Origin of the sequence: Robertmurraya sp. DFI.2.37 (genome assembly GCF_029211245.1) — a bacterium.
Lineage (GTDB): Bacteria > Bacillota > Bacilli > Bacillales > Cytobacillaceae > Robertmurraya > Robertmurraya methanolica_A.
The window spans coordinates 1-286 of the sequence record NZ_JARGEJ010000933.1 but is presented as its reverse complement, the minus strand read 5'-3'; the positions used below and the strand labels follow the sequence as shown (position 1 = coordinate 286).

1 protein-coding gene is annotated in these 286 nt (G+C 40.6%); it reads right to left on the bottom strand.

Annotated features, from left to right (window positions below; all coding sequences use genetic code 11):
• Window positions 1-286, bottom strand: a 286-nt coding sequence (locus PZE06_RS29220) for a Na+/H+ antiporter NhaC family protein (protein ID WP_275792574.1), incomplete at both ends; no start/stop codon positions are given.

The following is a 286-nucleotide window of genomic DNA, read 5'->3' as shown; positions in this document are numbered from 1 at the left end:
AAGAATTAAAGGGAGATTATAATGCACAAAAGTAGGAACACAAGTATCCCAAATATGATTATGCCCACCATCTACATTTAGTCCAGCTGTAGGTCCTAATGTGCTATCTGATGTAGGTGAACCGGCATCGCCCAAAGCCGCCGCTGTTCCAACTAGAGCTATCGTCGCCATTGGACTAAACCCTAACTCGAGCGCAAGCGGAACAAAAATAGAAATCCGATATTTTAAATAATGTGTTATGGCAGTGTTTTGAGGATTTTCCTTTTGATGATGAAACAGAAATTCT